Here is a 25790-nt window from a genome sequence, read left to right as displayed (position 1 = left end):
TGTGAGCTTGAAACCGTTCGATCAAGTGGTCGCCGAGTACGGGCCCATGGTGCTGCGCGTGTGTCGCGCGGTGCTGGGGCCCGTCGATGCGGACGACGCGTGGTCGGAGACGTTTCTGTCCGCGATGCGGGCGTATCCCGATCTCGACGACCGCGCGAACGTGGAGGCGTGGCTGGTGACGATCGCGCACCGACGAGCAATCGATGTAGTCCGAGTTGCGGGCCGCAATCCCGTTCCGGCGGAGGAACTGCCGGACCGCGCGTCGACGTTGGGCAACCCCGGTAGATCCGACCCGGATCTGTGGGCCGCACTGCAGGCGCTGCCGGACAAGCAGCGACAAGCCGTCGCCTACCACCATCTTGCCGGTCTGCCGCACGCCGAAGTTGCTCGGTTACTGGGTAATTCGACCGATGCTGCGCGGCGCGCCTGTGCCGACGGTCTCAAGACTCTGCGCACGCTCTACCCGAAGGAATTGCTATGACCGCATTCGACGAACCGTCCGACGGCGAGACCCTGCGCCGGCTACGCAACCGGCTGACGTCCGACGCCCATGCCGCGGGAATTCTCGATGTCGCATACCGAACCATCGATTCGCCGATCGGCACACTGCTTTTGGCGTCTACGCCGATCGGGTTGGTGCAGATCGCGTTCGAGAACGAGGATTCCGACGCGATTCTGACCATGCTGTCGGATCGAATCAGCCCTCGTGTGCTGGAGGCGCCGGCCCGCCTGGATGCTGCTGCCGCGGAGTTGGACGAGTACTTTGCGGGCACCCGCAGGCGTTTCGACCTGCCGCTGGATTTGCAGTTGGCCGGGGGATTTCGTCGGCAGGTGATAGAGCATCTGCGCGAAATCGACTACGGGAAGCGGGAGAGCTACGGCACGGTCGCTGCGGCGATCGGGAACCCGCGCGCTGTTCGCGCAGTCGGGACCGCGTGCGGACACAACCCGCTGCCGCTGGTGATTCCGTGTCACCGTGTTGTCCGAGCGGACGGGGCGATCGGGCAATACCGAGGCGGCGTCGAAGCAAAGACGGCCCTGCTGGCATTGGAGGCGGTATGAACGCTGTTGTGGACGAGCAGGACTGGGACGGTTTGTCGCAGCAGATCGATACCTATGGCTGCGCGCAGACCGGGTTGCTCCTGACACCCGACGAATGCGCGGAGTTCACGGCCATGTGGGATGACGTCGCACGGTTCCGCTCGACGATCGACATGGCCCGCTACCGCTTCGGGCAGGGCACCTACCGGTACTTCGGCGATCCGGTCCCCGACGCGATCATGGACCTGCGACGAACGTTCTATCGGCGGCTGCTGCCCATCGCGCGTGACTGGGCTGAGAAGCTGGGTGACCCGGCGCCGTGGCCGGACGACTTCGACGAATGGCTGGACGCCTGCCACCTTGCAGGCCAGTCCAAGCCGACGCCGATCCTGCTGCGATACACCGATGGCGATTGGAACGCCTTGCATCGGGACTTGTACGGCGACTTGGTGTTTCCGCTGCAGGTGGTGATCGGGCTCGACAGGCCACGTATCGATCACACCGGTGGCGAGTTCCTGCTGGTCGAGCAGCGGGCGCGTGCGCAATCGAAGGGCACGGTGACGGTGCTGGAACAGGGACACGGCCTGATCTTCACAACACGAGATCGGCCGACCCCGTCCTTGCGAGGATGGTCGAGATCGCCGGTGCGGCATGGTGTGAGCACAGTGCGGTCAGGAATTCGGCACACGCTCGGGTTGGTGTTGCACGACGCTGCGTGACTTGACTTGCACGGGGCAAGCACGGTGCTGCCGTGGGCTATCGGCCGCGCGCCATGTGTCCCGGCGGAGTATTCGGCGTGGAAGCACAGCATGGTCCTTGCCTAGGGATCGTCGTCGGCGGATTCGTTGGCCTGGTCGAGTAGTTCTTCTGGGTGGTGGCAGTGGTTGATTCTCGGTTTCTGTTCCGGATCGATATGTTTCGGTGCAATCCACAGGGTTCGGCCAGGGAATTCATGGTCGTTTCCGGCTTTGATGGTCTTCCAGCCGGTCTCGGTTTTGGTGATGAGGGCGTGGCAGCCGTCGCAGACGAATGTTTCGTTCTCGATATCGGTTTTGCCGTCGTCAGCCCATTCTTCGGGGTGATGGACCGCGCACAGCGATGGTGGCTTGTCGCATCGGGGTTTGGTGCAACCCCTATCGAAGGGGATCAGGACAAGGCGTTGTTCTCCGCTGGCGAGGCGGCTGGTTCTGCCGAGGTGCAACGGTCGGCCTGCGTGGTCGAAGATCGCCAACCACGGTCGCGTCTTTTCCGCCATTTTCAGTGCGTCGGGGACGGGGATACGACCGCCGGTCGCGGTGGTCGCGACCCCGGCGGCTTCTTCGAGCTGCTCCAAGGTCATCGTGATGATCGCAGTAACCGGTAAGCCGCGGTGGGTGCCGGATTCCCCGGACTCGAGGGCTATTTCGCAGATTCTCTTGAGCGCGTCGTGGTTGCGTTGGGCGGCGGTTCGCACATCTTTCGTGGCGGCGTCGGCGGGATCGGCCGGGTTCGGATCGTCGGGGTTGTTCATTCCTGGTTTGGCCTGCTTGGCGAGCAACGCATCCAGCAGGGCCCGCGCGGTGGGGTCGATGCATCCGGAGACCGGGGACATCAGATCCGGGCCTTGGGGGCCGATCCGAAACGCCCGTCGTCGGGCCCGGTCGCGGTCGTCGGTCAACTTCCCATCCGGATCCAGATAGGTCAGCAGCCGTTCACCGGCTTTCTGCACGTCTTCCGGTGTGCCCTCTTTCGCGCATTCGGCGAGGATCTTCTCCGCGTCGTCGCGGAGGGCCCGGGGTATGCCGGCGGGGACGTCGTGCATGACGGCGGCGATCTTGCGGGCATGCTCGGGTGAGATGTCACCGGATTGTTGGGCGGTGGAGGTGGCGGGAAGATCGACGGGAATCGGGTGTCCGCCGACGTCGTGCCAGGTACCCAGTTTCTTTGCCGCGGTGACGCGACCGGTGGCATCGGACCGGGACAGCCGGAGCACGTCTTGGAGGTACGACGCGGTCGAGGTGCACCCGGCTCGGCGTGGCATCGCCCGTTCGGTGGCCTGCACGATCAGCCGCGTCGAGACCGCAGCCAATCGACGGTTCACGCGTTCGACGATCCGCATCGCCTCGGCGATGTCGTCGTCGCAGAGTGGTGTGAAGTCGTCGTCGAGCACCGCGGACACCGCAGCAGCGAGTGCTGCAACAGGTCCTTCGGTGATCGAATGCATGTGCTAATTCTAGCGGCACCCACCGACACGAAATATCCTGAAACTGTTGGGGCTCATGGGAATTACTCCCAGCCGCCACTCCAGTGATCACGAGCAAATGGTGGCAATTTTCGTCTTGAACCCAAGGGGTCGATGCAACACGTCTGATCTGCGAGGAGTGTTGCAATGGCCTTTCCACCGTCACGTTTGTTGCTGCAACCGTTCTGGAATCGGGTTGCCGAGGGCCGTTCACCGGCTCAGGCTGCACTCGATATCGGCGTGGCTGAACACACCGGTCAACGCTGGTTCGGTGATGCTGGCGGTGTGAAACCTGCATACGCAGAACCGAAATCGGATGGCCCACGACCCCGGCTGACACTGGCCGATCGGATCGAGATCGAAATCGGTGTGCGTACCGACGAATCGATCCACTCGATCGCGAACCGGTTGCGGCGTGCACCGTCGACGATCAAACGCGAGATCGACAACGGGATCGAGCAACAGACCAGCCAGGACCACCCCTCGGGATACCGACGTAAACAATGTTTCGGGGCCCGCCAGTCCGGACGCACCGCACGGGTGGCGTACTCGGCGATCGCCGCGCAGCGACGTTCCGAACTGCGGGCTCGCCGACCCAAGCCGACGAAACTCGCCACCCACGATCGCTTACGTGAGGTAGTGCAGGATCGGTTGCAGGGCAAGTACAGCCCGGAACAGATCCAGGGCTGGCTGCGACTGGAATTTCCCGACGATCAGGACATGCAGGTGAGCGACGAAACCATCTACAAAGCGATCTACCTGCAAGGACGTGGCGGGCTCCGACGTGAGTTGCATGCCTGTCTACGCACCGGGCGTGCGCTGCGTAAACCTGCCCGTAGTAGCGACACGCGGGGACGGATCCCGAACATGATCAACATCGCCGACCGACCACCCGAAGCCGACGACCGCGCCATCGCGGGCCATTGGGAAGGCGATCTGATCATCGGCGCCGACAGCACCGCGATCGGAACAGTGGTCGAACGCCGCTCTGGGTTCGTGTTGCTGCTCCACCTTCCCGACAACCACACCGCAGCCACAGTCGCCGACCAAGTAATCCTGAAGATGAGTGCGCTGCCCAGAATCCTGCGTCGGACGTTGACCTGGGACCAGGGCAAGGAAATGAGCAACCACGCCCAGATCGCGTCGGCGACCGAGCTCGGCATCTACTTCTGCGACCCACACTCGCCCTGGCAACGCGGCACCAACGAAAACACCAACGGGCTCCTCCGGCAGTACTTCCCGAAAGGCACCGACCTCTCGGTCTTCCCCGCCGACTACCTCGACTACGTCGCCACCCAACTCAACAACCGGCCCCGCAAACGCCACGAATTCAAAACCCCCGCCCAGATACTCGACCAGATACTCTCCGAAACACCACCTGTTGCATCGACCGCTTAGATCCACCCGTAATTTCTGCCACCAATTGCTCGGTGTCGCGGGGCTTTCACATCATGATGTCGAGAATCGATAGACGGCTCCGACCCTATGGCGACGGGCTGCTCGGCCCGCCGCTGATCGCCGAAAGGAATGGCCATGGACTGGACACTCGAAGTTGTGAATCTGCCGGTCACCGATGTCGACCGCGCCATCGAGTTCTACCGGGACAATCTGGGTTTTCACCTCGACCATGACATCGAAACGCCACTGATGCGGGTCATCCAGCTGACGCCGACGGGCTCGGGTTGCTCGATCGTGCTGTCCCAGCAGGAGCAAAAGACGGACAACCCGACCAGTCTGCAGCTGGTGGTCTCCGATGCATACGCCGCCCGAGCGGAGCTGGCGGGACGGGGCGTCGAGGTCTCCGAGATGACTGTCTTCGACGAAGAACGCGACGCGTCGACGTTCTTCCATTTCGCCGACTCCGACGGCAATCGCTGGGCCGTCCAGCAGATCGCTGCGCGGGCGACGGTGCCGTTGGCGAAGTTGCTGGGAGATTCAGCGACGTAAGTACGCCTCGCGCCACCGAAGCACTCTGGCTACGAGGGCAAACCGTTCGAGTGGGCAAGGGAGCGCAACGCGTCGGCGAGTCCACGTAGCTGAGCGGGGGTGAGGTCGGCGGTCAGCGCGGCGTCGAGGCGATTGGCGATCGCGGTGCACGCAGCGAATACGTCGCGACCGCGGTCGGTCAAAGCCAAATTCTGACGCCGTCTGTCCGTGTCGTCGCGGATGCGTGTGATGAGTCCGCGCTGCTGCAAGTGATCCGCGAGCGCAACCACCAGGCTCGGCGCGACGCCCATGAGCTGGGCGACTTCCAGTTGCGACGTTGCCGCTCCGGACTCCAGCACTGACATCAGCCCGACATGCTTCGGCTTCAGCTCGTGTTCGTCGAGCCCGTCGGTCATCCGGGCGGTCGCCAATGTCCCCAACGTCCCCAGTCGAAACACCACCGTCGACGTCAAAGGCAGGTCCTTGTGTGCCGTCACAGTGCGATGCTACATTGCCAATATGATTCTAACTATGAATGATTTGCAAAGTGATGCAATGTCGGGCGCTGTCGCCGCCAGCAATGCCGCAGGTGCCATCGGGTCGATCGGGGCCGGACTCGTCGGCATGCGTCGGCCGATGCTGTTGATGCGCACCACCGGCGATGTCAGCTCAGCGGTCGACTTCTACGCGAACCTGTATGGGGTGCGGGCGATCCCACTCGGCGCGGCCTTGCTCGCGCTGCTGCGATGACCGCCGACACCCGCGACCGCAACGTAACTGCAATGGCCGCTGTGGGATTCGCGCTCTCGTGGGCTGTTGGGTTGACCGTCTTCTCGTCGTCGACATCTGTTCGTTCCACCGGAGCCGCCGTGATCGACACGTTTGCCGTTCATCAGGACCCAGCGATCGTCCAGTACGTCTTCACCGAAGGGATTCCAGCCATCACCTTGGCCGTGGTGGTATTCGGATTGGCACGATTCGCGAACATGACGGACCGGCTGAGGCTGATTCTGACGACGTGCGGGCTGGGTGCGGCGGCGGTGTCATCGGTCGAGTGCGCCTTGGGAATTCATCTTGTCGGCTGGGTTGTGCCACGTGCGGATGACGACGCTGCCGGGATGCTGTTCGATGCGATCAACAGACTCGACGGCGTGAAGATGATTCTTCTCGCGGCCGCAGCAGGCGTGACGGTCATGTTGGCGCGTGACGGCGCGCTGCCACGCTGGATGCTACTTCCCGCGATCGCGCTGGTCGTCACGATCCTGATCTCTGGTGTGGGCTATCTCTTTCTACTCAGCGGTCCAGCGGTTTTTGCGTGGGCATCATTGCCACTGCTGATCATGTGGGTGCTCAGCACTGGATTCGTTCTCCGGAAATCTCACGTCTCACCCGCGATGGCCGACTACACAGCATGACGACAACACTGACCACAACGATCCATCGCACCGCGCTAGCAACCCTCGAGATCGAGGCAAACGACGTCGGCATCACCCGAATTGCGTTCAGCGACAAGGAACCTACCGCCGAACAACCGGAGGGCCACATCGCCGACGCGATCGCGCAGATCGAGCAATATCTAGCGGGGGAGCGTCGTGATTTCACGCTCTCGCTGGACTGGTCGGCCGTCGGCGCGTTCGACGCCACCGTACTGCACGTGCTCGACGCGACGGTCGGCTACGGACAGACCATCAGTTACGGCCGACTGGCCGCATCGCTCGGACGGTCGGATGCCCGCAAGATCGGTGGTGCCATGGCGCGCAACAGGTTTCCCGTCGTCGTACCGTGCCATCGCGTCCTCGGAGCTACTGGCGACCTGACCGGCTACGCGGGCGGGCTGGTGATCAAGCGGGCTTTGCTCGACTTGGAATCGACGGACTTGATCCTCGACCTTGGGCGATAGCGGTCGCCTGCTCCTCGAGTTTTCGTTTCGCAGTCTTCGCTCGGAACCACATGTACAACGCCATGCACGGCAGGAGCAGGCCGCCGATGCCGAAGAGGACGAATTCCCAAGGGCTGGCGATATTGTCGACCAACCAGCCGAAGTTCTGGCCGAAGAAGCCGGTGACGAACGTCAGCGGCAGGAACACGGTCGACATGATGGTCAACTGCTCCATGAACGCACTCTGTCGCACGCTCACCTTGGTCTGCTCGACGGAGATGACCGCCATGTTGGCCTCCAGAATGGTGGCCAACAGGTCGCGCTGGGCGGAGACTTCCTCGTTGACGAGCACCAGGTGATCGTTGACGTCGCGGAAGTACGGCGTCAGCTCGTCGGCCCACCGGCCACGCTCGATGATCGCCGTCGCGGCCAGCAACGGGTGCACCGCGCGCCAGAAGTCGGTGACTTCGCGCCGGAGAAAGTAGATCCGCTCGGTGGGGGCGACGGCACCGGAGAACACCATGGCCTCGACGGCGTCGATGTCGTGTTCCAGATCGGCGACGACGGGTGTGTAGCTGTCGATCACCTGGTCCAGGATCGCCCACAGCACCGACTGTGTTCCCAACGCAAGCAGCTTGGGCCGCTGCTCCAATCGTTCACGGGCGCCGTGCAATTCACTTGCGACGCCCTGGCGCACGGTAATCACGAAGTTGCTGCCGATGAACACGCTGATCTCGCCGAAGTCGACGCTGCCGTTGTCGTAGCGGGCGGTTCGCAGGATCACCAGGTGGAAATCGTCGTCGCCGTACTGCTCCACCTTGGGACGCAGATGGAACGACTGGGCATCTTCCACCGCCAGCTCGTGGAGTCCGAACGCCACCCGAACCTCTTCGAGTTCCGCCTGGTCGGGCTCGAACATGCCGAGCCATACGAACCCGCCTTCGGTGCACCGTCGGGCCGCGTCCTCCAAGGGCATTCGCTCTTCGTGTTGGCGTTGCCCGTTCTTGTACAAGGCGCAATCGATGATCACGTATCGATCCTGCCCCTGCGCCGCGGGGTCTGCACGCCGAGATGCAAGTCAGACCGGTTTGCCCTTCTTGTCCGTTGAATTCAGCTCGACATCGGCCACACCACGGCCTGCGCAACGATCACCGTCTCCTTGGCAAACGTCACCGACGGGCCGCCATGGAGCACGAAGCCGAGGTCGAGCGCCTCACTCACGCGGCGGCAGAACGATTCGTCGTCGGGTCCGGTCAGGACGCGATAACGCGGCAGTCCGTCTGGCGGTGTATTCATCTGCTCAGCCCTCTCGCTCGGCGATGTTGCGAGGCAGTAGATCCCAGACATGGGCGGTTTCGTTCACTGCCGCGACCGTACGGCGTCCACTGCGGGAGAACAGAATTCGAGTGATCGAGCAGTAATCGATGGGAAACATCAGGGTGCGAGGCGTATCCAGGACGTTCTGCAGATAGGCATTGATGACCCCGCCGTGCGCGAACGCGGCCACTGTTTCGGAGTGATCGGCGGCGGCAGCGATACCGGCTACGGCATCGACCACACGCGTGATGAAGGCCTGCGGATCCACACCTTCCGGGAGGTCGCCGCGCTTGATGCGGTCGTACTGGGCCCGGAACTCCGTCTTCGCTTCTTCGATTGGAACGTACGAGCTGGTGCCGTGGTCGTATTCGGCGATGCCGGGTACCAGATCGACAGGCAGGCGCAGGCCCAGTGCCGTTGGCGCGGCGGTCTGTTGGGCGCGCAACTGCGGACTGCTGACGACGCGACTGATCCGGTGCCGCGCCAATGCGTCGGGTACGCGCTGCGCCTGCTCGGCGCCGAGCTCGGCCAGCGCGGGATTCGCACCGTCCGCGGCATTGTCTATCCGTAGCGGGAGGGCGTGCCGAATCAACAGAAGTTGCACGGTTGCCACTCTGCCCTACGACGCAGGCTCAACCGGCCGCGGGCGCAGGGAGCGTGAAGTATCCGGTAAACCGTTCGACCGCCGCGGGATCGCCGGTGATGACGACCGTGCCGTCGCGAACTGCCGCTGCCAGGTCGCCAGTGGGGTCGTAGACGATCTCGGCGAACACGTTGGGTGAGGTATCGATGATCGCGTCGGGCTTGGCCGCGCTGCCGCGATGGATCTCGAAGGTGCCGTCGTCGATCTCGGCGTGAAAGACGTCGTCGCCGACGCGCAGTTCGTACGACGCGTGGACACCGACCGCGGCCGACGGCGTGAACATGGTCCGGAAGGACATGACGAGAGAGTCGATGCCGAGGCAGGCTTCCCGGTCGAACGTGGGCGATTGTGCTGCCCAGCGGCCGAGATCTTGCAGCACGATCTCGAGTTGGCGACCCCAATCTGTCAGGTCGTAGACCTGCGCGCTGACCGGCGGCGGCAACTTGCGCTTGCGCACGATGCTGGACTGTTCCAGCTCGTCGAGGCGCTGCGACAGCACGTTCGGGCTGATGCCGGGCAGTCCGCTGCGCAGATCGGTGAACCGCTTGGGTCCGAGCAACAGTTCGCGCACTACCAAGAGCGCCCAGCGTTCGCCGACCAAGTCCAAGGCTTGGGCGGCACCACAGCCGTCGTTGTAGCTCCGTTTCATCGCCACTCCCGAACTATACCACTGAATAGCTAATCAGGAACTGTTAGTTGTTTTTTAGGATCAATCGATGTTAGCGTGCAACCAATAGCCCGAACATCGACGCGAAGGCAGAGACCGATGACCAGCAGCGAAACCCGTGACGTAGCCGATCGATCCCGATGGAAGGCCCTCTACCTCCTGTGCGGCGGGATGTTGATGATCGTGCTCGACGCGACGATCGTGAACGTCGCGCTCCCCGCGATCCAGGACGACCTCGGCTTCACTCAGTCGAGCCTCGCGTGGGTGGTCAACGCGTACCTGATCTCGTTCGGCGGGCTGCTGCTGCTCGCAGGCCGGCTCGGCGACCTGATCGGGCGCCGCAAGATCTTCCTCGCGGGCCTGGTGGTCTTCACCGCCGCGTCGTTGCTGTGCGGTCTCGCGCAGAACGAGCTGATGTTGGTATCGGCACGCTTCCTGCAAGGCATCGGCGGCGCCATGACCTCGGCCGTGATCCTCGGCATGATCGTCTCCATGTTCCCCGAGGCCCGCGATCAGGCGAAGGCGATCGGCGTCTACGCATTCGTCGCCTCGGCAGGCGGTGCGATCGGCCTCATGGCAGGAGGGGTGCTCACGCAGGCGATGAGCTGGCACTGGATCTTCTTCATCAACATCCCGATCGGCGTCGCCGTCTTCTTGTTCGCGACCCGACTGCTCGACGACGACGCGGGTATCGGCCTGGGTTCCGGCACCGATCTGCCTGGCGCAGTGTTGGTTACGGGTGCCTTGATGCTCAGCGTCTACACGATCGTCAAGCCGGCCGCCGAGTACGGCTGGACGGATACGACCACGTTGGTTCTTGCCGTGGTGTCCCTGATCCTGCTCGCCGCATTCGTCGCCCGCGAGGCCACCGCCGCCACGCCCTTGATGCCGCTGCGAGTGTTCAAGTCGCGCAATCTCTCCGGCGCCAACATCGTGCAGTTGTCCAGCGTGGCAGGCATGTTCGGCATGTTCTTCATGGGCTCGCTGTACCTGCAGCGCGTTCTCGGATACAGCCCGCTGCAGATCGGTGCGGCCTTCCTGCCGATGACAGTCATCATGGGGACGTTGTCGGTGAAGTACTCAGAGCGTTTGGTCATGCGATTCGGGGCCAAGCAGACACTGCTGCCCGGCATGGTGCTGATCCTGGCGTCGCTGCTGTTGTTCACGCAGGCCCCGATCGCAGGGAGCTACCTGGTGCACGTGTTCCCGTCGATGGTGCTGCTGGGAATCGGTGCGGGCCTTGCCTTCCCGGCACTGATGAACCTGGCGATGTCAGGCGCCGATCCCGAGGACGCGGGCTTGGCCTCCGGTCTGGTGAACACCACGGCGCAGGTCGGCGGTGCGCTGGGCCTAGCGGTACTGGCGACGCTCTCGGCGAGTCGCAGCGAGCAGTTGGTGCGCTCCGGTACCGCAGACCTGATCGCCTTGACCGACGGCTACCACTTCGCCTTCTGGATCGCAGCGGGGCTGGTCGGCCTCGCTACCGTCATCGCGGCAACGGTGCTGAAGCAGGTTGCGGTGCCCGAGCAGCAGGTCCTGGAACCGGTGCTGGTGGACGCCTAGCGCTTACGAAGGCCGTTGCCCCCCTGCGGCTTTCGGCTTCGCCAACGGGAACGCCAGAGTCTCGCGGATGCTGCCGCCGGTGATGAGCATGACGACGCGATCGACGCCCATGCCCAGTCCACCGGTCGGCGGCATCGCGTGTTCGAGGGCCTGTAGGAAATCCTCGTCCAGCTCCATCGCCTCTTCGTCACCACCCGCAGCCAGCATCGACTGATCCGTCAGCCGCTTTCGCTGGTCTACCGGATCGGTGAGTTCGCTGTAGGCAGTGCCCAATTCGACACCCCATGCGACCAGATCCCACTTGGCGGCGACGCCGGGAATGGTCGGATGCGGCCGGGTCAGCGGGGACATCGAGGTCGGGAAGTTCGTGTAGAACGTGGGGAACTCGGTGAGGTCCTCGACCAGGTGCTCGTACATCTCCTGCGCCGTCGCACCGGCATCCCAGTCGGCTTGGTACGGAATTTCGTTCTCGTCGCACAACTCTCGCAAACGCTGCACCGGCGTAGCGGGTGTCACCTCGACACCCAGCTTCTCCGCCACCGCACCGTGCATCGTCTTGATCGGCCACTCGCCGGAGATGTCGACCTCCACCAACCCGCCGTCGGGACCGGGGCGCATGATGATCTCGCGTCCGTGCGCGGCAACGGCGGCGGCCTGAATCAGCTCGCGGCACAGCACCATCATTCGCTCGTAGTCGCTGTGCGCCTCGTATGCCTCCAGGATGGTGAACTCAGGATTGTGTTTGAAATCGACGCCCTCGTTACGGAATACCCGGCCGATCTCGAACACCTTCTCCATGCCCGCGACGCACAACCGCTTCAAATACAGCTCGGGTGCGATGCGCAGGTACAGATCCAGATCGTAGGCGTTGATATGCGTCTGAAACGGTGCCGCGTTGGCGCCGCCGTGTACCTGCTGCAGGATCGGAGTCTCGACCTCCAGAAAGTTCAGTGCCGCAAGCGAATCGCGCAGCGATTTGACCACAGCACTGCGCGCGACCAGCAGCTTGCGTGCATCGGCGTTGATCGCCATGTCGACATAGCGTTGGCGGACCCGGGTTTCCGGGTCGGACAGACCCTTCCACTTGTCCGGCAACGGGTGCAGGCACTTGCCGATCATGCGCCAGTCGGTGGCGAGCAACGACAGCTCGCCGGAGCGGCTGGTCCCGATCGGCCCGCTCACCTCGATCAGGTCACCGAGATCGAAGTCCGACGCGAACTGGTCGCTCTTCTCCGCGCCGACCCGCTCCCGATCGACCAGCAGCTGGATATCGCCTGACCAATCGCGCAACACCGCAAATGCGACGCCACCGTAGTCCCGGATTCGCAGCAACCTGCCCGCAAGGCGAACGGTGGTGCCTGCCGGTGATTTCAGCGCTTGCGCAACGGTATGCGTCGGGGGATAGGCCACCGGATAGGCGTCGATGCCCGCGGCGTTCATCCGCTCGAGCTTGGCCATCCGCACCCGAACCTGATCGGGGCGCCGCGGTCCCGTGCTGGCGGACGGAAGCTCCAACGGTTGGTCCGGGGCGCTGCCGTCGGAATGCAGTAGCCCGCTGGTGGCGACCGCAGCCGGTACTGCGTCGTGAATACCGGTGTGCGCAACGGTGGATTGCCTGCCGAACCGCGGAATGAAGCCCTCCGCGATCGCGGCTGCGATACCGACGCGCGGCAAGGCGCGATTGTCCTCGAAACACAGGAAGCGGGGCTCCCATTCGGGCTGGTACTTCACGTTCGACCGGTAAAGCGCCTCCAACTGCCACCAGCGCGAAAAGAACAGCAGCACACCGCGCCACAGCCGCAGGATGGGTCCGGCACCGATGCGCCCACCCTCCTCGAACACCGACCGGAACACCGCGAAGTTCAGCGATACCTTGGTGACGCCGAACTTGTCGCCGCCCAGCATCAGCTCGGAGACCATCAGTTCCATCACACCGTTGGGACCCTTGGGATCCCGACGCATCAGGTCCAGTGAGGCACCGGTACGGCCCCACGGCACCAACGACAACATGCCGAGCACCGAGCCGTCCGCTTCGACGGCCTCCACCAGCAGGCAATCGCCGTCGGTGCTGTCGCCGAGGCGGTCCAATGCCATCGAGAAGCCGCGCTCGGCTTCGGTGTCGCGCCACGCGTCCGCACGCCGAATCACCTCGGCCATGTCCTCGGGCGAGATGTCGCGATGGCGTCGAATACGGACCTCGACGCTCTGCTTCCGGAGCCGGTTCACCGCCTGGCGAACGGGTTTCATCTCGCGGCCGTTGAGGTTGTAGTCGCGGGTATAGAGGATCGCCTCGTCGCCCAGCTGCAGCACCGAGAGGCCTGCGCGCTTGTACGCCGTCGCACCGAGTTCGCTGGCGCCCATCACGGCGGGGGCCCAGCCGTATCGTTCGGACAGATCCATCCATGCATCGATCGCGTGCGGCCACGCTTCTTTCAAGCCGATCGGATCGCCGCTCGCGAGACAGACGCCCAGTTCGACGCGGTACGTCACCGCGGCCTTGCCGCTCGGGGCGAAGACGACGGCCTTGTCGCGGCGGGTTGCGAAGTAGCCCAGCGAATCTTCGACGTCGGAGCGGTCGAGCAGCCCGCGCAGCGCGGACTCGTCGGGACCGGTCAGCGCGTTGGTGGAGCGCTGCGAACGAAACAGGGTGACAACCGCGGCCAGCAACGCCAGTGCGCCGAACAGACCGAGGATGGTGTTGACGAATCCGTGTGGGCGACCGTCGAATTGCTCGTTGTCGAAGAACACCAGTGTGGTGACGCGGTTGAGCGCCCAGAACGGGCGTTGCGACGAGGGCAGCGAGCCGGGGAACAGCTCCACCATGCCCCAGCCGAGCAACGAACCGACTGCGAGGCCGGCGATCAACACCCCCAACGACTTCCACAGCGCGCCAGGCCGAACCTTGGTGTAGAACTCGGTGCGCGAGAAGATCAGCAGCCCGATCACCGCAACGTGAATCACCAAAGCTATTGCGGCATGGACGTTGTGATCGTTCACCACATCGACGACGTTGACCGCCGTGAACAGCGTCAGGTAGATCGAGAGCACCCACCATGCGATCCGCTTACGACTTGCCAGCGCACCCGCCAGCAGCGCGACAACCAGCGTCCAGGCCAGGCTGGTATCGGGTGCATCGAAGTAGTAGGCGTCGATGTATTCGCGTGGCACGCGTGTGAAGAAGCGCAGTACGGGCGACACGCTCCACAGGAAGCACAGCACCGCAAAGACTCCGACGATCAGCCCGGCGATATGCGGCACCTCGGACAGCTTGCCGCTGGGGTGCGGGTGGATCTCGCGACGTTTGCCCGCTGCCGCGTGGTCAGGTGTGGACACCCGATCGTTGACCACCCGATCGTCGAACTCCGTTGTCACAGGTGAGCCTCTCTTTACTGCGCTGATTCTGCTCCTAAACCGTAGTGCCGCACAACGCGTGCGAGGCCAGAAAGCGAGCCGGAAGAGACGATAGTGCGCGCAGGTGTGAGAAAGCTGGGAAGTCGATGCCAATCAGGATGCAGTCGACACCGCCGTCCGCTGGGCGGGCGTCAAGGAGGCGGGGCCGAGATCCAGGTGATCGCGCAGCGTGTCGCCGGTGTATTCGGTGCGGAAGAGGCCGCGACGCTGCAGTTCCGGGATCACCGAGTCGACGAAATCGTTGAACGTTCCCGGCGATTGCGCGGCCGAGAGGATGTAGCCGTCCGCTTCACCACCGTTGAACCCATCCTCGATCTGATCGGCGATATCGCTCGCGGTTCCGACGAATTGCGGCAACAACACACCTTGGGCGTACAACTTGCCGATATCGCGCAGCGTGAGGCTGTCGCGCTGGCTGAGCCGGCGAGCGACGTCGAACAGCCCCTGCGTGCCTGTGACCTGGATGTCCTCGACGGGCGCGTCCAGATCGTAGGTCGAGAAGTCGTGGTCGGTGTGCACCGACAGGGTGATCAGCCCGGAGATCGGATCGGCCAGCTCGTTGTGGAACGCCTGCTTCTCGCGGGCGATGGACTCGGTCTCGCCGACGAACGGGATGAACGACGGGAAGATCTTGACGTCGTTCGGGTTGCGGCCGAAATCGTCGGCACGCGACTTCACGTCGTCGTAGTAGGCGCGTCTGCCCTCCGGCGTCGGATCGATCTCGAAGATCGCCTCGGCCCACTGCGCCGCGAAGTCCTTACCCTTGCCGGACGAGCCGGCCTGGATCAGCACGGGGCGGCCCTGCGGCGACCGCGGAACCGTCAGTGGCCCTCGGGTTTTGAAGTACTCGCCGTCGTGCGCGATGGCGTTGATCCGATCCGGATCGGCGAACACGCCGGCAGTCTTGTCCTGGACCAACGCGTCGGAATCCCAACTGGACCACAGCTTCAGCGCCGTCTCGACGAACTCCTGAGCGCGGAGGTAGCGCTCGTCGTGGCCCAGATGCTGGTCGTGCCCGAAGTTCTGAGCCTCGGCCTGCGACAGCGACGTGACGATGTTCCAAGCGATCCGGCCCCGGGTGAGGTGATCGAGCGTGGCGAAAATGCGTGACAACTCGTACGGGTGGAAATAGGTGGTGGACTTGGTGATTGCGATGCCCAGCTTCGACGTGACCGCTGCGATGCTGGCCGCCACCAACGACGGATCCAGCGTGGCGGTGGCCTGCGTGCCGCGCCGCAGCGGCTCCTCGATGCCGTTACCGAAGCGAATCGGCGTCGCGAGGAGATCGGCGAAGAAGACGAAGTCGAACTTGCCGCGCTCCAGGATCCGTCCGATTCGGTGGTAGTACTCGGGGGTCAGGAAGTTCGGATCGGACGCGGGATGGCGCCATGCCGCGTGCGAGTGCGTGACGTGCGAGGCGATCTGGAAGCCGCCGAGGTGCAGTTGACGAGTCATGCGCTATTTCTAGGCGGCGGCCATCGCTCGAACACCCGTTGCGATCAGCGGGACGGGAACTGTCGTTGGCTTGCATCGACCGGCGCGGGCCTGTCGAATTACGGGATGGCCGAACCCGTAGATGTGCCCATTCGCGACGAATCGATTCGACTGGGCCAGTTCCTCAAGCTCGCGAACCTGATCGAGTCAGGCGCCGAGGCCAAGGGCGTGATCGCCGACGGATTGGTCGACGTCAACGGGGACGAGGAGTTGCGTCGAGGCAGGCAGTTACGCGATGGCGACGTGGTGTCGGTCGGTGCCGTGTCAGCGCGGGTGGTCACGAACGCGCCTTAGCAGTCCTCGCGCCGCGGTATGTTATCGGCGTCACAGCGTTGTGCTGTTCGGGGAGGATTTGCAATGAAGCGTCTGCGGTTGTTGTGTGGGGCTGCTGCGGCAGCGGTTGCTGTGGCGATCGCGGGCATGCCTGCGGTGTCCAACGCGACGGATTCCTTCTACGCCTACCAGGGTGAGAAGCCGCTGTCGTCGTACGCGCCCGGAGCGGTCCTGAAGACGCGGACAGTGCCCTATCACCTGCTGAACGTTCCCACTCCGATAAATGCACTGCAGATCTTGTACCGGTCCACCGACGCCATGGGTGAAGCGACCGCGAATGTCACCTCGGTGCTGCAGCCGCCGGTGTCGTCGGGTCCGGCGAAGGTCATCTCGTTCCAGTCCTTCTACGACTCGCTGAACCCTGAGGACAGCCCGTCCCGTGTCGTAGCCGGAAATGCCGAGCTGCTCGGTTTCACGCCGCTGACCAAGGGCCTCAACGAGAACCATCTGCTCGACCACGTCCGCTCCGGCGGAATCATCGCCACTACGGAAAACACGTTCTTCGACCCGCTCCTGCTTGCGGGCTTCACCATCGTGCTCCCCGACACCGAGGGCCAGAGCGCGCACTTCGCTGCAGGACCGGAGTACGGAAAGCTCACCCTCGACTCGCTGCGAGCCGCGCGCAACGTCGCGGCCACGGGTATCACCGATTCCACCAAGATCGGGCTGATGGGGTATTCGGGCGGCTCAATCGCCTCCAACTGGGCCGCCATCGAAGCGCCGAGCTACGCCCCCGATGTCAACAAGAACCTGATCGGCGTCGCCGAGGGCGGCGTGCTGGTCAACCCCGCCCACAACATGACCTACGCCAGCGGAAGCTTCGGCTGGGCAGGCATCGTCGGCATGGCCGTGGTCGGCATCGCCCGCTCGTATCACATCGACTTCGACAAGTATCTGAACGACTACGGCAAGGAAAACGTCGCACGACTCCAGAACGCCTCGATATCCAACGCGTTTCTGCAGTACGCCGGCTTGCGTTTCGACCAGATGGTGAAGCCGCAGTACGCCAACCCGAATTCGATACCCGAGTACGTGGAGGCGGCGAACAAGATCAACATGGGCACCGCGCCGATTCCGACCGTTCCGATGTTCATCGCACAAGGCACCTTCGGCATTTTGGAAGGCACCCAAGCGGGTCCTCCCGGCGTCGGAGCGGGCGACGGCATCATGGTCGCGGGCGATGTCCGGGCGTTGGCCAATCGCTACTGCGACGCCGGTCTGAAGATCCACTACGACCAGTACGACACGCTCAGCCACGTTCCCAGCGCGATGCTGTGGTACCCCGGCGCCGTCGGTTGGTTGCTCGACCGCTTCGCAGGCAACCCCGCACCGTCGAACTGCGGGCACATCCCCGCGGGCAACTCGCTCGCTCCGCAGCAACTTCAGGTCGGCTAGCCTTCGGAGCCGGTCAGCCCGCAGTGACGGTGTGACACACAGCTTCGACGTTGTTGCCGTCAGGATCGCGGACGAACGCGCCGTAGTAGTGCTCGTGATATTCCGGCCACATTCTCGGCTCGTGCAAAGTCTCCGCACCGGCCGCTACCGCAGCAGCGTGAAACGCGTCGACCTGTTCTGCCGAGTCAGCCGCGAACGCGATGTGGACTTCCCGGTTCGGGCCGACGCCGTCGAAGGTCGAGATCCAGAAGTCGGGCTTGTCGGTGCCGTAGCCGATCGCCACGCCGAAATCCATCAGGCGACGGTGACCGAACACGGCCAACACCGTGTCGTAGAACGCCGCACCCGTCGCCATGTCTGCACAGTTGATGCCGAAGTGATCGATCATGTTCGAAGTCTGACAGGCACGGGACAGCAGAACTAGCCCTCTCGGACGACAACCCCGTCGTCGTCGCTGTAGGCCGTCTCGCCCGGATTGAAGACGACGCCACCGATCTCGATGCGCACGTTCTTCTCACCGGAACCGGTCTGTGTGCTCTTTCGCGGGTTGGTACCCAACGCCTTGATGCCGATGTCGAGAGTCCGCAGGATCGCCGAATCGCGGACGGCGCCGTTCACGATCACGCCCGACCAGCCGTTGTCGACACCGCGACCCGCGATGATGTCGCCGACCAGTGCGGTGTGAATGCTGCCGCCGCCGTCGACCACCAGCACGCCGCCGTTACCGGGTTCGCTCAGGGTCTGCTTCACCAGCAGATTGTCCTGGAAGCAGCGGATGGTGGTGATAGGGCCCGAAAATGCTGCGCGACCGCCGAATTGGGTGAACTGCGTATCGCAGCTACGGATGTCGGGGCCGATTTCGTCGGCGAGATCGGCGGTGGCGATCGTTTCAGGGCTGCCCTTTTCAGACACAGAATTGTCGGTCACGGCTCCCAGAATAGTGGAGCCGTGCTGCGCGGTCGGCGGTCAGCTACTGGTGGCCGTACCGCATCTCGTATCGCGCGCGGTCGCCGTCGGAGGTTTTCACCCGGCCGACGAGACCCGGATCCAGCCCGTGCTGCTCGAGCCGGAACCTGCGCCAGACATAACTCAGCGCCACCGTGAAGATCACCAGCGGCACCACCATCATCGCGATCATTCCCACCTTCAACAGCACGGCTCCCGGGAACAGGAAAACCAGGGCGAAGAAGGGAATGATCGGCACGAGGAACCGGACCAAATAGCGTTCCATCGCACCGTGACCGACCAAATCGTTGCGGACCCAGTCGCGAAACTCACCGGGGAGTTCGCGGCCGAGATCGTAGGCGATCCGCTGCCTGATTGTCGGGGTGTTCATCCTGTTGATGGTAGGCCCGATTCGGCAGGTCTGACCTGCCCATTTGCGGTTGAGGGCACAATCGAGACATGGCGTGGGACTGTCCGGACTGCGGCCGCCGTTTCGCCCGGGATCGGCAGGGGCACGAGTGTGCTCCCGCGATGACGCTCGACGAGTATTTCGAGACCGGTCCCGAGCGTGAGCGGCCCATCTTCGACGTCGTCTACCACCACGTCGAGTCCCTCGGCCCGGTCCACGTGGAGCCGCTGTCGGTGGGCATCTACTTCAAGTCTCCACAGACCTTCGCGACGCTACGGCCGATGCAACGCTGGGAGGCGTTGTCGTTCTCACTGCCGCGAATCGTCCACCACCCGTTGATGACGCGGAAGCCGATCCCGCACGGCGGCCGCTACTTTCACACCGTCAACGTGACCGAGCCTGCCGACATCGACGATCGGATCCTCGACTGGCTCACCGAGGCATACCTCGGCTGAGTGCTAACTGCCTGGTCAACTTGCCGAAATGGCACTGTTCGGGTATGAACGGCATGTGCACACCACCCGACTTTTCCGACGGATCACCGTCGATCTGTGTCGTACGTGCACCTCTTCCTGCTGTCGCTGACGCCCGCTCGGATTCCATCCCACACGTCACGTCTCAGGAGTACCCATGTCAGTCGACTCTGCTTTGACCAACGACACTGCAATAGACAGCTTGGTCATCGATAAATTCGGGCCGCATTTCGGCGGCGAGGTGATCGGCCTCGACGTTGCATCCGCGTCCGACGAACACATCGTTCAGATTCGAGATGCCTTGGTGCAGCACAAGGTTCTGGTCCTGCGCAGTCAATCGATCGACGACGCGGGCCAGATCGAGTTCGGTCGACGCCTCGGCGAGCTGACGGCCGGGCATCCGGTGCACGACAGCGGCAACGTGGCCGCCGAGGTCTACGCGCTGGACAGTCAAGACAACGGCTTCGCCGACGTCTGGCACACGGATGTCACCTTCATGGAGCGCCCACCGCTCGGGTCGATCCTGCGTCCGGTCGTATTGCCGCTGCACGGCGGCGATACCAATTGGGCGGACAGCCAGCTCGCCTACGAATCGCTATCGGCGCCGGTGCGCCAACTCGTCGACCAGCTGACCGCAGTCCACGACGGCAACCGTGAATTCGGCTACTACCTGGCCCAGAAGCGTGGCGGCAAGGGCAACCTGTGGGATGGCAAGGAAGTCACCGCGCTGGTTCCCGTCGAGCATCCAGTCGTACGTGTGCACCCGGAGAGCGGACGCAAGGGTTTGTTCGTCAACCCCGGATTCACGTCGCACATCGTCGGGGTGTCCGAGGCCGAGAGCCGCGGTATCCTCGACTTCCTCTACGCACACATCACCAAGCCGGAGCACGTGGTTCGCCACCGCTGGCGGCTCGGCGATCTGGTGCTGTGGGACAACCGGAGCACGCTGCACTACGCCAATCGCGACTACGGCACCGAGCACCGCGTCATGCATCGCATCACGTTGCGTGGCGATATCCCCGTCGGTCCCTCTCCCCGCTGATCACGAGCAACGGGCTGCAAATTTCGCGAAATCAGCCACCCGTTGCTCGTGATCACGGCAGAAACTAGACCTGCTCGGCGTTCGCCACCACGATGTCGCGAACGTATTGGGCAAGCCCGGGTGCGACGCCGTCGTAGTAGCCCCGCATCCGCTCGTCGGACAGGTAGGTCTCGGCGACCTTGACCTGCATGGCGTGATCGCAGTCGTAGAACGCCGCGATGCCGGCCCGATGCTCCTCGGCAAGCGCGTTGGCCTCGGTCGATCCCGGCTCGACTCCGTCCGCCATCGCCTGCGCCAACTTCGCTGTGAACGCGTCGCCATCGTCCTTGATCTTCTGCCAGTCGGCCTTGCTGAACTGCGCTGTCCGCTGCTGCGACTGCTTCCACTGCTCGCTCTCGCCCCAGCGCTCCTCGGCGTCGGCGGCGTAGTCGTCGCCCAGCCACTTGTCGCCGAAAATCTCCCGTTGTTCCTGCGGGGTCAGTTGCACACCCATGCTCTTCGCCTCCATCATCTTCTCCACGGCCGCGGCCATCTGATGCAGTCGATCGATTCGCTCGTCGAGCAGCTCGCGTTGACGACGCAGATGCGCCATCGCGTCCACCGAGTCGGCGCCGACGATCTCCTGCACTTGCGCGAGCGAAAACCCCAGCTCCCGATACGTCAGCACCTGGTGAAGGCGCTCGATGTCGGCAGCCGAGTACGTCCGGTATCCGACCGACGTGCGATCCGACGGGACCACGAGGCCGATGTCGTCGTAGTGGTGCAGTGTTCGCACACTGACGCCTACAAGCTTGGCAACGGCCCCGACCGTCAATTTCGCGTTCTCGCTCACCAGATCCACGATGGCGCCTCTCGTTACGTGAGGGTCAAGACGAAAGATGTCGCAGCGAGTAGTTTGTGTGTAACCGCAAGAACTACTCATCAGTAGAGGTGCGCTATGCCTGCTCCGTCCCCCGCCACATTCTCTCGTCTGCGCGCGTTGATCGCCATCGACGACCTGGACGCGCGTCAGCCGCGGCAGATCATGGAGATATTCACGGGCAAGGAGCTGGCAACCGTGCCGATCGGCACCGCAGACGACGTCGACGCCGCATTCGTGAAAGCCCGCGCCGCTCAAGCGAAATGGGTCGAACGGCCGGTCAAGGAGCGGGCAGCGATCTTCGAGAAGTTCCGTGGGCTCCTGATGGACAACCGAGAATTTCTGATGGACGTCGCCCAGGCCGAGACCGGTAAGGCTCGGTCCGCGGCACAGGAAGAGATCATCGACATGGCTCTGAACGCGCGCTACTACGCGCGCGTTTCCGAAGGACTGCTCAAGCAGAAACGCGTGCAAGGCCTGCTCCCCGGCCTGACGAAGACGGTGATCAACTACCAGCCCAAGGGCGTGGTCGGGGTGATCTCGCCGTGGAACTACCCGATGACGCTGTCGATCTCCGACGCGATTCCGGCGCTGATCGCGGGCAATGCGGTGGTGGTCAAGCCGGACAGTCAGACGCCGTACTGCACGCTCGCCAACGCCGAGCTGCTGTACCAGGCGGGCCTTCCGAAAGAACTGTTCGCCGTGGTGACCGGACCGGGCTCCGTGGTCGGTACCGCGATTGTGAACAAGTGCGACTACCTGATGTTCACCGGTTCGTCCGCAACAGGTTCGACGTTGGCCGAGCAATGCGGCCGCCGTCTGATCGGGTTCTCGGCGGAACTCGGTGGCAAGAATCCGATGATTGTCACCAAGGACGCAAACCTCGACACGGTTGCCAAGGCCGCAACTCGCGCGTGTTATTCCAACGCCGGTCAGCTCTGCATCTCGATCGAGCGAATCTATGTCGAGCAACCGGCCGTGGAGGCGTTCACCACCAAGTTCGTCGAGCAGGTCGGGAAGATGAAACTGGCAGCCGGCTACGATTTCGACGCCGACATGGGCAGCCTCATCTCCGAGGATCAGGTCAAGACCATCTCGGGGCATGTGGACGACGCAAGGGTCAAGGGCGCCAAGGTGGTTGCCGGTGGCAATGCGCGTCCGGACATCGGCCCGTTGTTCTACGAGCCCACAGTTCTGACCGGTGTCACCGATGAGATGGAATGCGCGCGCAACGAGACCTTCGGGCCGCTGGTGTCGATCTATCCGGTCGCCGATGTGGACGAGGCGATCGAGAAGGCCAACGACACCGAGTACGGCCTCAACGCCAGCGTCTGGGCGGGCAGTACGGCCGAGGGCGAGGCGATTGCACTCCGATTGCGCAGCGGCACAGTCAATGTCGACGAAGGTTATGCGCCTGCATTCGGCAGCACCGCCGCACCGATGGGTGGCATGGGGGCCTCCGGTGTCGGTCGTCGGCATGGTCCCGACGGTCTGCTGAAGTACTGCGAGTCGCAGACCGTGGCAACCACCCGCGTGATGAATCTCGGTACACCACCGGGGGTTTCGCCGACGGTGTGGCAGCAGGCCCTGGCGCCGCTCATGGGTGTGGTCCAGAAACTGCCGAAGCGTTAGCTTTACGACGCGCCGGTATTGGACACTCGGTCGGGTGCGGCAGGCGGCGGCAGGGGCAAGATCGTCCTGGTGCCGTGACCTTCAGCTACGTCGGCGGCTGAGCATTCGGCACAGGGTGGAATCTGTTGGCCGTCAGGGTTTGTCGGTGGCGGATACGGCTGAATCGATCAGCCGTGTCAGCCCCGTGCGGACATCGTCGAGTGGCTGGGTCGAATACGAACTGCGACTTTGGGCGATTGCGCCTTCGATCGCACTGATGGCCATGCTCGCGATGGGTTTGGCAGTTGCGGGGTCGACGCCGACCGACTCCATGGCGCCCGCGATCTTGTCGACCCAGCTGCCGAACACCGTCGCGGAGGCGGCCTGCACGGCAGGTTCTTGCGGGCCCGCCTGCGCGGCGGCCAGGATCGGGCACCCCATCGTGTAGTTGCTGCCGACGAGGACTTGCTTCCAGTAGTCGATGATTCCGTCGACCGCTGACGTCGGATTGCGTGTGGCGAGTAGTTCGTCGAGTACGGCGTCGATCGAGCGCCCGGCGGAATAGGTGGCTTGCTCCATGAGCTCGGACTTTCCGCCGGAAAAGTGCTGGTAGATCGATCCGCGCGCAGTATGGCTGTGCGCGAGCAGGTCGGCGACTCCTGTCGCATGGACTCCGCGCTCGCACATCAATGTGATGGCGCTGAGCAGGAGTCGCTCCCGTGGCCCGTTCGAATGCATTGTGCCTCCCTCTCGAATCCCATCGTAGACCGATCAGTCCATCGTGTTGTACGCTCGGTTCCCGCATGGACCAATCGGTCTATCCGCGAGGTTGGGAGCAGCGAATGCAGGACTGGGACGCGATCGTGATCGGAAGCGGCATGGGCGGTATGACCGCCGCCGCATATTTGGCCGCTAACGGTCATCGCACACTCGTTCTCGAGCAGGGCGACGTACTCGGTGGCTGCACGCATGTGTTCCGCCGCAAGGGCTACGAGTTCGAGGTGGGTGTGCATTACCTCGGTGATTGTGGGCGTCCGGAGGGCAACATCCCGACCATGCTGCGCGGCGTCGGAGTGGACAAGCGCATCGAATTCGCCGAGATCGACCCGGACGGATTCGACGTGCTGACCTATCCATCGGTCACCTTCAAAGTGCCGCGCGGCTGGGACAACTACCAGAACCGACTGCTGGAGACCTTCCCCGACGATCAGGCTGCGCTGCGTCGGTACCTGCGCATCATCCGCAAGCTCGCTGGCGCCGTCGATCGCGCGACCACGCCCGCTTCCACGCGCGGCCTGGTGACATTCCTCGTGCGAGCCGGCTGGGCGGCGCCGTTCGCAATGGTGCCGCTGGCACGCTTACTCGACATCTGTGGCGTGGGCCCCGCTCCGCGTCCGGTCCTGTGTGGACAGACTCCGGCGTACGCAGCTCCCGCCGATCGCGCCCCGGCGATCGTGCAAGCGGGTTACCTGGAGAACTATGTCGGCGGCGGGGCCTACTTCCCGATCGGTGGCGGCCAGGTGCTCTCCGCCACGTTGGCCGAGGTCGTTCGTGCCAACAACGGCGACTTCCGACTCAACGCCCGTGCCGCGAAGATAGTCGTCGAGAGCGGCAAGGTGAGCGGGGTCCAACTCGCCGACGGTGAAGTGATCACGGCACCGGTGGTGGTATCGAATGCCGACCTCAAACGCACATATCTGGAGTTACTCGATCCATCGGTCGTCTCGCCGATCAAACGCAAGCTGGTGTCGAGCTATTCGATGGCGTGGCCACTGTTCAACACCTACCTCGGCCTCGACATCGACCTGTCCGAAACAATGACCAGCAGCCAGATCTGGAAGTTCGGCACAGACGCGGACTTCGGTCCGATGCGCAAGGCAGGCGATTGGAAAGCCAACGGTCGCAACCTCGACCGCTGGCTCGCCGTATCGCGGGAGAATGCGTCGGCGATGATCCATATCGCTACCAACAAGGACACGATGACTGCGTTGGCACCCGCAGGTCACTCGGTGGTCGAGGCGATGACCTACCTGCCGCCGGACCACGATCTGTGGGGTCTCGGCGCGGGCGGGCCGGTGCACGGCGAGAGCTACCGCACCAACCCTGACTATCAGGCCGTCAAGGACGCAGTCACGGAGATGCTGATCGACGTCGTCGATCAGGTCATCCCGAACGTTCGCGACCACATCGTGTGGCAGGAAGCCGCGACGCCCATCACACAGGAGCGATACACCCGGTCCACTGCGGGTGGCTCCTACGGCATCGAGATGAACGTGCGCCAGGTCGGTCCGCTTCGACCGGGACCCAAAACCGACATCCGGGGTCTGTACCTCGCAGGCGCAAGCACGAGTTGGGGTCCGGGCGTAGAAGGCGTGATGCTCTCGGGCGTCGGTGCGGCAGGCGCAGTATTGGGTCGTGACCTCTTCGGTGAGATCCGCAAGGGCGCCGTCTTCGGAAACGCCGACCAGCTGCCCGAACGCGGTGACGACTGGGATCCCCTTGCGATCGCAACCGACGCCACCCCACGCGGCCAGAAGGCCCGCGCCGGCGTCCGCCGCTGA

General features: G+C 63.7%; 28 protein-coding genes. 15 read left to right on the top strand and 13 right to left on the bottom strand.

From position 1 onward, the window contains the following. Nucleotides 1-7: 7 nt before the first annotated feature. From FOY51_RS02465 to FOY51_RS02455, 3 genes are read left to right on the top strand one after another with little or no spacing between them, the layout of a single operon-like run. Entirely contained in the window at nt 8-481 is a 474-nt protein-coding gene (locus tag FOY51_RS02465) for an RNA polymerase sigma factor (RefSeq protein ID WP_149428854.1), read from the top strand. After that, nucleotides 478-1062, top strand: a complete 585-nt coding sequence (locus tag FOY51_RS02460; protein WP_149428589.1) for a methylated-DNA--[protein]-cysteine S-methyltransferase — start codon at nt 478-480, stop codon at nt 1060-1062. Before FOY51_RS02465 ends, FOY51_RS02460 begins: the two co-directional genes overlap by 4 nt. Continuing rightward, nucleotides 1059-1760, top strand: coding sequence for a 2OG-Fe(II) oxygenase (locus FOY51_RS02455; protein ID WP_149428588.1), 702 nt, complete (start codon nt 1059-1061; stop codon nt 1758-1760). Before FOY51_RS02460 ends, FOY51_RS02455 begins: the two co-directional genes overlap by 4 nt. Nucleotides 1761-1861: 101 nt before the next feature. Here FOY51_RS02455 and FOY51_RS02450 read toward each other — a convergent pair whose 3' ends face one another. Further along, nucleotides 1862-3244, bottom strand: a complete 1383-nt coding sequence (locus FOY51_RS02450) for an HNH endonuclease signature motif containing protein (RefSeq protein WP_149428587.1) — start codon at nt 3242-3244, stop codon at nt 1862-1864. A gap of 165 nt (nt 3245-3409) precedes the next feature. Between FOY51_RS02450 and FOY51_RS02445 the strand changes: the two genes are divergently transcribed. Continuing rightward, on the top strand, nt 3410-4660 hold the full coding sequence (locus tag FOY51_RS02445) for an IS30 family transposase (RefSeq protein WP_235916054.1): 1251 nt from the start codon (nt 3410-3412) through the stop codon (nt 4658-4660). 135 nt (nt 4661-4795) lie between these two features. Then, nucleotides 4796-5209 carry a VOC family protein gene (locus FOY51_RS02440; RefSeq protein WP_149428586.1) on the top strand — a complete coding sequence of 138 codons (414 nt, stop codon included), beginning with the start codon at nt 4796-4798 and terminating at the stop codon, nt 5207-5209. A 29-nt stretch (nt 5210-5238) separates the two neighbouring features. Here FOY51_RS02440 and FOY51_RS02435 read toward each other — a convergent pair whose 3' ends face one another. Further along, nucleotides 5239-5685, bottom strand: coding sequence for a MarR family winged helix-turn-helix transcriptional regulator (locus FOY51_RS02435; protein ID WP_149428585.1), 447 nt, complete (start codon nt 5683-5685; stop codon nt 5239-5241). 34 nt (nt 5686-5719) lie between these two features. On the opposite strand from FOY51_RS02435, the gene FOY51_RS02430 reads away from it, so the two are divergent. From FOY51_RS02430 to FOY51_RS02420, 3 genes are read left to right on the top strand one after another with little or no spacing between them, the layout of a single operon-like run. Continuing rightward, a complete protein-coding gene (locus tag FOY51_RS02430; RefSeq protein ID WP_149428584.1) occupies nt 5720-5938 on the top strand; it encodes a hypothetical protein in 219 nt (72 codons plus the stop codon). Next, on the top strand, nt 5935-6603 hold the full coding sequence (locus FOY51_RS02425; RefSeq protein WP_149428583.1) for a hypothetical protein: 669 nt from the start codon (nt 5935-5937) through the stop codon (nt 6601-6603). The genes FOY51_RS02430 and FOY51_RS02425 overlap by 4 nt, the downstream gene beginning before the upstream one ends. Continuing rightward, nucleotides 6600-7088, top strand: coding sequence for a methylated-DNA--[protein]-cysteine S-methyltransferase (locus FOY51_RS02420; RefSeq protein WP_149428582.1), 489 nt, complete (start codon nt 6600-6602; stop codon nt 7086-7088). Before FOY51_RS02425 ends, FOY51_RS02420 begins: the two co-directional genes overlap by 4 nt. On the opposite strand, the gene FOY51_RS02415 is transcribed toward FOY51_RS02420, so the two are convergent. The 4 genes from FOY51_RS02415 to FOY51_RS02400 all read right to left on the bottom strand — a co-directional run bounded on the left by FOY51_RS02415 (nt 7030) and on the right by FOY51_RS02400 (nt 9676). Further along, on the bottom strand, nt 7030-8043 hold the full coding sequence (locus FOY51_RS02415) for a magnesium and cobalt transport protein CorA (RefSeq protein ID WP_371830401.1): 1014 nt from the start codon (nt 8041-8043) through the stop codon (nt 7030-7032). The two genes, FOY51_RS02420 and FOY51_RS02415, sit on opposite strands and share 59 nt — an antisense overlap. Nucleotides 8044-8177: 134 nt before the next feature. Then, nucleotides 8178-8363, bottom strand: coding sequence for a DUF1737 domain-containing protein (locus FOY51_RS02410; RefSeq protein WP_149428580.1), 186 nt, complete (start codon nt 8361-8363; stop codon nt 8178-8180). Between the two features lie 4 nt (nt 8364-8367). Beyond that, nucleotides 8368-8988 carry a histidine phosphatase family protein gene (locus FOY51_RS02405; protein ID WP_149428579.1) on the bottom strand — a complete coding sequence of 207 codons (621 nt, stop codon included), beginning with the start codon at nt 8986-8988 and terminating at the stop codon, nt 8368-8370. A 28-nt stretch (nt 8989-9016) separates the two neighbouring features. Beyond that, nucleotides 9017-9676, bottom strand: coding sequence for a winged helix-turn-helix transcriptional regulator (locus tag FOY51_RS02400; RefSeq protein ID WP_235916094.1), 660 nt, complete (start codon nt 9674-9676; stop codon nt 9017-9019). 117 nt (nt 9677-9793) lie between these two features. Between FOY51_RS02400 and FOY51_RS02395 the strand changes: the two genes are divergently transcribed. Beyond that, nucleotides 9794-11257 carry an MFS transporter gene (locus FOY51_RS02395; RefSeq protein WP_149428577.1) on the top strand — a complete coding sequence of 488 codons (1464 nt, stop codon included), beginning with the start codon at nt 9794-9796 and terminating at the stop codon, nt 11255-11257. Between the two features lie 3 nt (nt 11258-11260). Here the strand turns inward: FOY51_RS02395 and lysX are convergent, their stop codons facing one another. Both lysX and FOY51_RS02385 read right to left on the bottom strand, forming a co-directional pair. Then, the gene (gene lysX, locus FOY51_RS02390; RefSeq protein WP_149428852.1) at nt 11261-14605 is read right to left on the bottom strand and encodes a bifunctional lysylphosphatidylglycerol synthetase/lysine--tRNA ligase LysX; all 3345 of its coding nucleotides are present in this window, start codon (nt 14603-14605) and stop codon (nt 11261-11263) included. A gap of 156 nt (nt 14606-14761) precedes the next feature. Continuing rightward, entirely contained in the window at nt 14762-16123 is a 1362-nt protein-coding gene (locus tag FOY51_RS02385; RefSeq protein WP_149428576.1) for an LLM class flavin-dependent oxidoreductase, read from the bottom strand. Nucleotides 16124-16228: 105 nt separating this feature from the next. Between FOY51_RS02385 and FOY51_RS02380 the strand changes: the two genes are divergently transcribed. Both FOY51_RS02380 and FOY51_RS02375 read left to right on the top strand, forming a co-directional pair. Continuing rightward, on the top strand, nt 16229-16456 hold the full coding sequence (locus FOY51_RS02380) for an RNA-binding S4 domain-containing protein (protein ID WP_149428575.1): 228 nt from the start codon (nt 16229-16231) through the stop codon (nt 16454-16456). Nucleotides 16457-16582: 126 nt separating this feature from the next. Continuing rightward, complete coding sequence (locus FOY51_RS02375) at nt 16583-17890, top strand: lipase family protein (RefSeq protein ID WP_371830400.1); 1308 nt, start codon at nt 16583-16585, stop codon at nt 17888-17890. A 13-nt stretch (nt 17891-17903) separates the two neighbouring features. Here FOY51_RS02375 and FOY51_RS02370 read toward each other — a convergent pair whose 3' ends face one another. The 3 genes from FOY51_RS02370 to FOY51_RS02360 all read right to left on the bottom strand — a co-directional run bounded on the left by FOY51_RS02370 (nt 17904) and on the right by FOY51_RS02360 (nt 19226). Continuing rightward, nucleotides 17904-18278, bottom strand: coding sequence for a VOC family protein (locus tag FOY51_RS02370; protein WP_149428573.1), 375 nt, complete (start codon nt 18276-18278; stop codon nt 17904-17906). Between the two features lie 32 nt (nt 18279-18310). After that, nucleotides 18311-18775: a ribonuclease E activity regulator RraA gene (gene rraA / locus FOY51_RS02365; RefSeq protein WP_371830399.1), complete on the bottom strand. Its 465-nt coding sequence runs from the start codon at nt 18773-18775 to the stop codon at nt 18311-18313. Nucleotides 18776-18860: 85 nt separating this feature from the next. Continuing rightward, entirely contained in the window at nt 18861-19226 is a 366-nt protein-coding gene (locus tag FOY51_RS02360) for a DUF5313 family protein (RefSeq protein WP_149428572.1), read from the bottom strand. A 140-nt stretch (nt 19227-19366) separates the two neighbouring features. Here FOY51_RS02360 and FOY51_RS02355 point away from each other — a divergent pair, with 140 nt between their 5' ends. Continuing rightward, the gene (locus FOY51_RS02355; protein ID WP_149428571.1) at nt 19367-19699 is read left to right on the top strand and encodes a DUF5655 domain-containing protein; all 333 of its coding nucleotides are present in this window, start codon (nt 19367-19369) and stop codon (nt 19697-19699) included. Between the two features lie 175 nt (nt 19700-19874). Then, a complete protein-coding gene (locus FOY51_RS02350) occupies nt 19875-20759 on the top strand; it encodes a TauD/TfdA dioxygenase family protein (RefSeq protein WP_149428570.1) in 885 nt (294 codons plus the stop codon). A 64-nt stretch (nt 20760-20823) separates the two neighbouring features. Here FOY51_RS02350 and FOY51_RS02345 read toward each other — a convergent pair whose 3' ends face one another. Beyond that, entirely contained in the window at nt 20824-21591 is a 768-nt protein-coding gene (locus FOY51_RS02345; protein WP_235916052.1) for a MerR family transcriptional regulator, read from the bottom strand. 105 nt (nt 21592-21696) lie between these two features. On the opposite strand from FOY51_RS02345, the gene FOY51_RS02340 reads away from it, so the two are divergent. Then, entirely contained in the window at nt 21697-23250 is a 1554-nt protein-coding gene (locus FOY51_RS02340) for a succinic semialdehyde dehydrogenase (RefSeq protein ID WP_149428568.1), read from the top strand. 132 nt (nt 23251-23382) lie between these two features. On the opposite strand, the gene FOY51_RS02335 is transcribed toward FOY51_RS02340, so the two are convergent. Beyond that, on the bottom strand, nt 23383-23967 hold the full coding sequence (locus FOY51_RS02335; protein ID WP_149428567.1) for a TetR/AcrR family transcriptional regulator: 585 nt from the start codon (nt 23965-23967) through the stop codon (nt 23383-23385). 65 nt (nt 23968-24032) lie between these two features. Between FOY51_RS02335 and FOY51_RS02330 the strand changes: the two genes are divergently transcribed. Continuing rightward, nucleotides 24033-25790 (top strand): phytoene desaturase family protein, encoded by a 1758-nt coding sequence (locus tag FOY51_RS02330; RefSeq protein WP_149428566.1) that lies wholly within the window; start codon nt 24033-24035, stop codon nt 25788-25790.

This window comes from Antrihabitans cavernicola (genome assembly GCF_008297975.1).
In the GTDB taxonomy this organism is placed as follows: Bacteria; Actinomycetota; Actinomycetes; order Mycobacteriales; family Mycobacteriaceae; genus Antrihabitans; species Antrihabitans cavernicola.
This window is presented reverse-complemented; position numbering and strand designations above follow the sequence as displayed.

Coding starts and splice junctions, on each gene's coding strand:
- FOY51_RS02460 (WP_149428589.1), top strand. CDS start 478: ATGACCGCATTCGACGAACCGTCCGACGGCGAGACCCTGCGCCGGCTA.
- FOY51_RS02455 (WP_149428588.1), top strand. CDS start 1,059: ATGAACGCTGTTGTGGACGAGCAGGACTGGGACGGTTTGTCGCAGCAG.
- FOY51_RS02450 (WP_149428587.1), bottom strand. CDS start 3,244: ATGCATTCGATCACCGAAGGACCTGTTGCAGCACTCGCTGCTGCGGTG.
- FOY51_RS02445 (WP_235916054.1), top strand. CDS start 3,410: ATGGCCTTTCCACCGTCACGTTTGTTGCTGCAACCGTTCTGGAATCGG.
- FOY51_RS02440 (WP_149428586.1), top strand. CDS start 4,796: ATGGACTGGACACTCGAAGTTGTGAATCTGCCGGTCACCGATGTCGAC.
- FOY51_RS02430 (WP_149428584.1), top strand. CDS start 5,720: ATGAATGATTTGCAAAGTGATGCAATGTCGGGCGCTGTCGCCGCCAGC.
- FOY51_RS02425 (WP_149428583.1), top strand. CDS start 5,935: ATGACCGCCGACACCCGCGACCGCAACGTAACTGCAATGGCCGCTGTG.
- FOY51_RS02420 (WP_149428582.1), top strand. CDS start 6,600: ATGACGACAACACTGACCACAACGATCCATCGCACCGCGCTAGCAACC.
- FOY51_RS02415 (WP_371830401.1), bottom strand. CDS start 8,043: ATGCCCTTGGAGGACGCGGCCCGACGGTGCACCGAAGGCGGGTTCGTA.
- FOY51_RS02410 (WP_149428580.1), bottom strand. CDS start 8,363: ATGAATACACCGCCAGACGGACTGCCGCGTTATCGCGTCCTGACCGGA.
- FOY51_RS02400 (WP_235916094.1), bottom strand. CDS start 9,676: ATGAAACGGAGCTACAACGACGGCTGTGGTGCCGCCCAAGCCTTGGAC.
- FOY51_RS02395 (WP_149428577.1), top strand. CDS start 9,794: ATGACCAGCAGCGAAACCCGTGACGTAGCCGATCGATCCCGATGGAAG.
- FOY51_RS02385 (WP_149428576.1), bottom strand. CDS start 16,123: ATGACTCGTCAACTGCACCTCGGCGGCTTCCAGATCGCCTCGCACGTC.
- FOY51_RS02380 (WP_149428575.1), top strand. CDS start 16,229: ATGGCCGAACCCGTAGATGTGCCCATTCGCGACGAATCGATTCGACTG.
- FOY51_RS02375 (WP_371830400.1), top strand. CDS start 16,583: ATGCCTGCGGTGTCCAACGCGACGGATTCCTTCTACGCCTACCAGGGT.
- FOY51_RS02370 (WP_149428573.1), bottom strand. CDS start 18,278: ATGATCGATCACTTCGGCATCAACTGTGCAGACATGGCGACGGGTGCG.
- FOY51_RS02360 (WP_149428572.1), bottom strand. CDS start 19,226: ATGAACACCCCGACAATCAGGCAGCGGATCGCCTACGATCTCGGCCGC.
- FOY51_RS02355 (WP_149428571.1), top strand. CDS start 19,367: ATGACGCTCGACGAGTATTTCGAGACCGGTCCCGAGCGTGAGCGGCCC.
- FOY51_RS02350 (WP_149428570.1), top strand. CDS start 19,875: ATGTCAGTCGACTCTGCTTTGACCAACGACACTGCAATAGACAGCTTG.
- FOY51_RS02340 (WP_149428568.1), top strand. CDS start 21,697: ATGCCTGCTCCGTCCCCCGCCACATTCTCTCGTCTGCGCGCGTTGATC.
- FOY51_RS02335 (WP_149428567.1), bottom strand. CDS start 23,967: ATGCATTCGAACGGGCCACGGGAGCGACTCCTGCTCAGCGCCATCACA.
- FOY51_RS02330 (WP_149428566.1), top strand. CDS start 24,033: ATGGACCAATCGGTCTATCCGCGAGGTTGGGAGCAGCGAATGCAGGAC.